Annotated in this window: 6 protein-coding genes and 2 rRNA genes; 3 read left to right on the forward strand and 5 right to left on the reverse strand. The window is 71.8% G+C overall.

Features of this window, described 5'->3' with window-relative positions:
• Together L6E12_RS31480 and rrf are read left to right on the forward strand one after the other, a co-directional pair.
• Window positions 1-120, forward strand: a 23S ribosomal RNA gene (locus L6E12_RS31480); the annotation flags it as partial.
• A 104-nt stretch (window positions 121-224) separates the two neighbouring features.
• Window positions 225-341, forward strand: a 5S ribosomal RNA gene (gene rrf, locus L6E12_RS31485).
• Window positions 342-412: 71 nt separating this feature from the next.
• Here the strand turns inward: rrf and L6E12_RS31490 are convergent.
• Complete coding sequence (locus L6E12_RS31490; protein WP_236231563.1) at window positions 413-865, reverse strand: MarR family transcriptional regulator; 453 nt, start codon at window positions 863-865, stop codon at window positions 413-415.
• Window positions 866-953: 88 nt separating this feature from the next.
• Between L6E12_RS31490 and L6E12_RS31495 the strand changes: the two genes are divergently transcribed.
• Window positions 954-1,496, forward strand: a complete 543-nt coding sequence (locus L6E12_RS31495) for an isochorismatase family protein (RefSeq protein WP_236231564.1) — start codon at window positions 954-956, stop codon at window positions 1,494-1,496.
• A gap of 95 nt (window positions 1,497-1,591) precedes the next feature.
• Here the strand turns inward: L6E12_RS31495 and L6E12_RS31500 are convergent, their stop codons facing one another.
• The 4 genes from L6E12_RS31500 to L6E12_RS31515 all read right to left on the reverse strand — a co-directional run.
• The gene (locus L6E12_RS31500; protein ID WP_236231565.1) at window positions 1,592-3,166 is read right to left on the reverse strand and encodes a glycosyl hydrolase family 18 protein; all 1,575 of its coding nucleotides are present in this window, start codon (window positions 3,164-3,166) and stop codon (window positions 1,592-1,594) included.
• Window positions 3,167-3,340: 174 nt separating this feature from the next.
• Window positions 3,341-4,813 (reverse strand): glycoside hydrolase family 3 N-terminal domain-containing protein, encoded by a 1,473-nt coding sequence (locus tag L6E12_RS31505; protein WP_236231566.1) that lies wholly within the window; start codon window positions 4,811-4,813, stop codon window positions 3,341-3,343.
• Complete coding sequence (locus L6E12_RS31510; protein ID WP_236231567.1) at window positions 4,810-5,637, reverse strand: carbohydrate ABC transporter permease; 828 nt, start codon at window positions 5,635-5,637, stop codon at window positions 4,810-4,812. Before L6E12_RS31510 ends, L6E12_RS31505 begins: the two co-directional genes overlap by 4 nt.
• Window positions 5,638-5,640: 3 nt before the next feature.
• Window positions 5,641-6,543 (reverse strand): carbohydrate ABC transporter permease (locus tag L6E12_RS31515; protein WP_236231568.1); only part of this gene is annotated, 903 nt, incomplete at its 5' end.

The raw sequence follows: 6,543 nt of genomic DNA on the forward strand, positions 1-6,543 counted from the left end.
GTCTCCCACCACCTTTGAGTGGTTAAGGCCCCCAGCTAGACCACTGGGTTGATAGGCCAGAGATGGAAGCCCGGTAACGGGTGGAGTTGACTGGTACTAATAGGCCGAGGGCTTGTTACAAAAATGCTACGCATCCACTGTGCGGTGTCTGAGACACCAACCACCCCCCCAACCCCACACCTCGGTGTCGGGTGAGGGGGTTGAGGTTGAGAGTTTCATAGTGTTACGGCGGTCATAGCGGCAGGGAAACGCCCGGTCCCATCCCGAACCCGGAAGCTAAGCCTGCCAGCGCCGATGGTACTGCACTCGTGAGGGTGTGGGAGAGTAGGACGCCGCCGGACTAAAATTACGCCCTGGGGCTTGAGAACAACCATTCTCAAGCCCCAGGGCTTTTTTTGCGTTCAAGAACTCCTCACGCCCGAACGGTCGGCGAGGACGTGAACGCCTGTTCCAGCCGGTCCAGCACGCGGATCGCCGTGCGCAGCTCATCGCCGTCGAACTCCGCCAGCGCCGAGGTCATCGCCCCCGCTGTCCACCCCAGGTAGCGCGTGCCTACCGCCAGGCCGCGGTCGCGCAACGCCAGCAGCACCCGCCGCCGGTCCCGCCGGTCCGGCGCCCGGTCCACGTACCCGGCCTTGGCCAGTCGGTCCACCAGCGCGGTGACCGAGGCGGAGTTCAGCGCGAGCCGGGCGCTCAGCCAGCCGGGGGTGGCCCGGTGGCCGTCGCGGCGGGCGTCGAGCAGCAGCACCAGGGCGCGCAGGTCGGTCGGGTGCAGTCCCTCGGCGGCGGCGAACTCGGCGGCCCGCAGGTCGAGGTGGGCGGCGATGCGGCGCAGCAGGGTCGCGACGGGGGCCGTGTGGTCCAACGGAAGAACTCCTCGTGAGCGTGGACACGGTCGACATCCCCGCGTCTTAAGTTAGGCTTGCCTAAGTCGAGAGAAGAGAGGGTGTGCCATGACCCAGCCGGTCGCCGACCCCTACGACATGTCCGCCGCGGCCGTGCTGCCGGAGCGCGCCTCCTCCTGGAGCTGCCGGTCGAACCGCGCGCTGCTCCTGGTGCACGACCTCCCCGCGGAGATCGACACCGAGTGCGCCCCGCTGCGGGACCTGGCCTTCAACCTCGACCAGCTCCGGGAGACCTGCCACGAGATGGGGGTGCCCGTGGCCCGGTCCTCGGTTCGCTTCGAGGGTGGCCCCGGCCCCGGTGAGCACTGGCTGGCGGACCTGTCGGCCGACCACTTCGGCGGGCTGCGGGCGCTGCTGGACAGCTTCGGCCGCGACCAGCTCCTGCTCACCGGTGTCCGGGCGCACGCGGCGTGCCTGATGTCCGCCGCGGGTCCGGCACTGGCCGGGGTGCAGGTGTTCTGCGTGGCCGACGCGATCGTCGACCGGTCCCTCGACGAGCACCGACACTCCGTGCGGGCGGCGGCCGACCACGGCGCCACCCCGATCACCACCGGGCAGGTCATCGGCCAGCTCCTGGGAGTCCTGAGCTGACCCGGTGCTGGGCTGATCCAGTGCTGACCTGATCCGGCGCCGGTGAGCGGCCGCCCTGACGAACCGGGCGGCCGCTCACGCGACTCCTCAGCAGGTCACCGGGCCAGTGCGGTGATCAGCTCACCGCCGCCGGTGTCGCCGGACAGCTCCCAGAAGAAGGAACCACCGAGGCCCTGCTGCTTGGCCCACGCGCGCTTGCCCGCGATGGTGGCCGGGGTGTCGTAGCTCCACCAGTTGCCGCCGCAGTAGGAGTACGACGTGCCGCCGACGGTGCCGGTGGGCGGGCAGGTGTTCTTGAGGACCTTGTAGTCCTCGATGCCCGGCTCGTAGGTGCCCGGCGCGGCGCCGGTCGCCGACCCGCCCGGGGCGCTCTGCGTGACGCCGGTCCAGCCGCGCCCGTAGAAGCCGACGCCCAGCAGCAGCTTGGCCGCCGGGACGCCCTTGGACTTGAACTTCGCGATCGCGTCCGCGGTGGAGAACCCCTGCTGCGGGATGCCGCTGTAGGAGGTCAGCGGCGAGTGCGGGGCGGTGGGGCCCTGGGGGGTGAACGCGCCGAAGAAGTCGTAGGTCATCGGCATGATCCAGTCCAGGTACGGCGCGGCGGCGGCGTAGTCCGTCGCGTCGATCTTGCCGCCCGCGGAGCCGTCGGCGGTGGTGGCCGCGGTGACCAGGTTGCCGGTGCCGAACCTCGCCCGCAGTGCGCTCACCACGTTCTTGAACGCCTGCGGCCCGCTGCTGTCGCAGGTGAGCCCGCACGCGTTCGGGTACTCCCAGTCGACGTCGATGCCGTCGAACACGTCGGCCCAACGGGGGTCTTCGACCAGGCTGTAGCAGGAGTCGGCGAACGCGGTGGGGTTCTGCGCGGCCTGGGTGAAGCCGCCGGACCAGGTCCACCCGCCGAAGGACCAGATGACCTTGAGCCCGGGGTGCTTGGCCTTGAGCTTGCGCAGCTGGTTGAAGCTGCCGCGCAGCGGCTGGTCCCAGGTGTCGGCCACGCCGTCGACGCTGTCGGCGGCGGTGTAGGCCTTCTCGTAGTCGGCGTAACTGTCACCTATGGCGCACCGGCCGTTGGTGACGTTGCCGAAGGCGTAGTTGATGTGGGTGAGCTTCGCCGCGGAGCCCGAGGTCTCGATGTTCTTCACGTGGTAGCCGCGCCCGTAGACGCCCCACTCGGCGAAGTACCCGACGACCTTCTGCCCGCCGGGGGGCGGGGTGGTGGTCGGGGGAGTCGTGGTGGTCGGAGGGGTGGTCGTCGTGGTGGGCGGGGTGGTGCCGCCGGTGCAGGGTGCGCCGTTGAGCTTGCAGCCCGTGGGGGTGCCGCCACCGGAGCCGTTGAAGCCGAACGACGCGGTGGCGCCCGCGGCGACCGTGCCGTTCCACCCCAGGTTCGTGAAGGTGTAGTGGTTGCCGGACTTGGTCATCGTCGAGTCCCAGGCGGACGTGACCGCGGAGCCGGACGGCAGGTCGAACTCGACCTTCCAGCCGGTGAGCGCGGTGGTCCCGCCGTTGCGGATGGTGTACTTGCCTTCCCAGCCGGTTCCCCAGTCTTGGGTCTTGGTGAACTCGGCGGTGGGGGTGGCGGCGGCGCCCGCGGGGGCGGCGACGATCCCGAGTGTCAGGGCGGCCGCGGCAGCGGCCGCCGCGGTCAGATGCCACTTGATCCTGGACATTTGATCACCTCGGCAGGGAGCAGGGATACCATGTCAACTGTGGTCCAGACCAATTTCTGGAACAAGGTCCAGACCACCAAGTCCACTCGGGAGGAGCAGTCGGATTCCGGGTGGAGGCGTGCGCGAGCACGCCGCGGTGGTGGCCGGTGGGACTTCCGGCCACCACCGAGCTTGTCAGGGGGCGGGTCTCGCCCCGGGGGTCAGCGCCGCCACGGCCTCGGCCGCGGCGCGCAGACCGGACCAGGAGGCGCCGGAGGTGTCGATGCGCGCGGTGGCGCCCCGGTCCGGTCCGGGGACACCGGTCTCCACGTGCACCACCACCGGCACCGCGGCCACCAGTGCGTCGAGCAGCGCCACCACGTCGGGGTGCCGGTGCGCGTCGCGGGTGACCACGACGACCTCCCCGCGCGCCCGCGCCCGCGACACCGCGTCGCCGGGGTCACCAGGGTCGACGCGCACGGCGGTGGCGCCCGGGAGCAGGTCGGCCAGGTGCGGGGCCAGGCCCCACGGGCCGGGGCCTGCGGCGATCGTCGGCGCCACCTCGACGTCGAGCACGAGCGGGTCTGCCGGGAGCCGGGCGGACCCGCGCGAGCGCAGGGCACGCCGGGCGATGACCTGGCCCAGCCCGCCGTCGTCGGGGCGGGTGGCCCGCCGGGGCGGGGCGCCGAGGGCGCGGGTCCGCTCGGCGGCCTCGGCCAGGCGTTCCTCGGTGAGGTCACCCGCGCGGACCCGGGCCACGATGGCGTCGACGATGGCGACGACGGCCTCGGCGTCGGCGATCTGCCCGCCGACGCACAGCGCGTCCGCGCCCGCCCGCAGCGAGCGGACGGCGGCGTCGGCGAGCCCGTCGGCGTTGCCCAGGTGACCGGCCAGCGCGCCCATCTCCAGCGCGTCGGTCACCACGGTCCCGGTGAAGCCGAGTTCACCGCGCAGCGCGGTCCCGATCGCCACCGGGTTGACCGTCGCGGCCTCGGAACCCCACTCCGGCACGACCAGGTGGCCGGTCATCACCGACCGCACCCCCGCGGCGATGGCCGCGCGGAACGGCAGGAACTCCACCGCGCGCAGTTGCTCCACGGTGCGCGGCAGCACCGGCAGCTCGTGGTGGGAGTCCGATGTGGACGCACCGTGGCCGGGGAAGTGCTTGGCGCAGGCGGCCACCCCGTGCTCCTGCAATCCGCGCACGTACTCGGCGACGTGCGCGGCGGCGGCGTAGGCACGGTGGCCGAAGGCGCGGACGCCGATGATCGGGTCGTCCGGGGTCAGGGTCAGGTCGGCGCACGGGGCGAGGTCGAGGGTGATGCCGCAGGCCGCCAGCCGGGCGCCGAGCGCCGCCCCGGCCGCCCGGGTCAGCCGCAGGTCCCCGGCCGCGCCCAGGGCCAGCGGGCCGGGCAGCCGGGCACCGGTCACCGCGTCGAGGCGGGTGACGTCGCCGCCCTCCTCGTCGATGCCGATCACGACGTCGCCGCGGTCGGCCCGCAACTGCGCGGTCAGCGCGGCGACCTGCTCGTCGTCGACGACGTTGCGGCCGAACAGCACCACCCCGCCCAGACCGGCGGCGAGCCGGTCGCGCACCCAGTCCGGTGCCGTGGTGCCCGCGAAACCGGGCAGCAGCACCGCTTCGGCCAGCTCGTGCACCCCGCTCACCCCTTCACCGCCCCGCTCACGCCACCGGTCACGAGCCTGCGCCGCACCAGCAGGAAGAACACCAGCGCCGGGATCGCGTACACCACCGAGGCGGCCATGATGCCGCCCCAGTCGGTGCCGAACGCGGTCTTGAACGACGACAGCCACACCGGCAGCGTCTGCTTGGGCTGGTCGCGCAGGAAGACCAGCGCGTAGAGGAACTCGTTCCACGCGGTCACGAAGCTGAACACCGACGTCGAGACCAGGCCGGGGCCCAGCAGCGGCAGCGTGATCCGGCGGAACACCCCGAACCGGCTGCAGCCGTCGACCATGGCGGCCTCGTCCAGCTCGACCGGGATGCCCTTGACGAACCCGCGCAGCGTCCACACGGTGAACGGCAGCGTGAACGCCACGTACACCAGCAGCAGCCCGGCCAGGGAGTTGAGCAGGTCGGCGTCGCGCATGATCAGGTACATCGGCACGAACAGCGCCTCCAGCGGCGCGAGCTGCGCGACGAGCACCAGCAGCAGGAAGCCCTTGCGGCCGGTGAAGCGCATCCGCGCCAGCGGCACCGCGGCCAGCAGCCCGGCGGCCAGCGCGCACGCCACCGACCCCAGGGTGACGATGAGGCTGTTGACCAGGAACGTGGTGAACCCGGCCTTGCCCAGCGCGGTGGTGAAGTTGGCCAGCGTCACGCCCAGCGGGATCAGGTCGTAGGCGGGGGAGAGGATCTGCGCGGGCGTCTTGAGCGCGGTGGTCAGCATCCAGTACGTCGGGAAGGCGAAGACCGCCGCGACGGCCAGCCCCAGCGCGGACAGCCACCTGCGCTGCGAACGCGTTGTCATCGGCTACAGCTCCGTTTCCGGTGAGCGGACCAGCAGGCGCATGTACCGCCAGGTGACCGCGACCAGCACGACCAGCATCAGCACGGCCACCGCGGCGGCCACGCCGAAGTGGCTCGCCGAGATGCCCTTGAGGTAGAGCAGCACCGGCAGCGTGGTGCTGCCGCCGTCCGGGCCGCCCTGGCGGATCGCCCAGACCTGGGTGAAGACCTTGAAGTCCCACAGCACCGACAGGAACGTCACCAGCGTCAGCATCGGCCGGATCGACGGCCAGCTCACCGCCCGGAACGCCTGCCACGGCGTCGCGCCGTCGATGGCGGCGGCCTCGTAGAGGTCCCTCGGCGTGTTGACCAGCCCGGCGTAGAGGGTGAACCCGATGAACGGCGTCGCCTGCCACACCACCAGCAGGCCGATGACCGTCAGCGTGCTCGCGCCGCTGGAGAACCACGAGTGGCCCCGGAAGGAGTCCATGCCCAGGGCGACCAGGGTCTTGTTGAGGATGCCGTACTCCTGGTCGAACATCCACTGGAACACCGTCGTGGTGGCCACGATCGGCGTGGCCCAGGCCAGCACCAGGCTGATCTGGAGCACCGCGCGCACCCCGGGGCCCAGGTGTCGCATGAGGACGCCGATGGCCAGGCCCAGCCCGACGGTGACGGCGACGACGGCGGCGGTGAACACCACCGTGCGCACCGTGACGGTCCAGAACTCCGGGTCGGAGAGGACCTCGGCGTAGTTGTCGAACCCGACCCACTCCACCTCGCCGCGCACCAGTTCGCCGAGGTCGAGCTTGCGGAAGCTGATGCCGAGCACCTGCAGGGCGGGCCACGCCAGCAGCGCCAGCATGACCACCACGGCCGGGGCGAGCATCAGGTACGGGACCGCGAGGTCCGACAGCGGGCGGCGCGG

The sequence above is a fragment of the Actinokineospora sp. PR83 genome (genome assembly GCF_021056305.1).
Classification (GTDB): domain Bacteria; phylum Actinomycetota; class Actinomycetes; order Mycobacteriales; family Pseudonocardiaceae; genus Actinokineospora; species Actinokineospora spheciospongiae.

What these genes read in the sequence shown, in the direction of transcription:
- L6E12_RS31495 (WP_236231564.1), top strand. Translation starts at nt 954, where the DNA reads ATGACCCAGCCGGTCGCCGACCCCTACGACATGTCCGCCGCGGCCGTG.
- L6E12_RS31500 (WP_236231565.1), bottom strand. Translation starts at nt 3,166, where the DNA reads ATGTCCAGGATCAAGTGGCATCTGACCGCGGCGGCCGCTGCCGCGGCC.
- L6E12_RS31510 (WP_236231567.1), bottom strand. Translation starts at nt 5,637, where the DNA reads ATGACAACGCGTTCGCAGCGCAGGTGGCTGTCCGCGCTGGGGCTGGCC.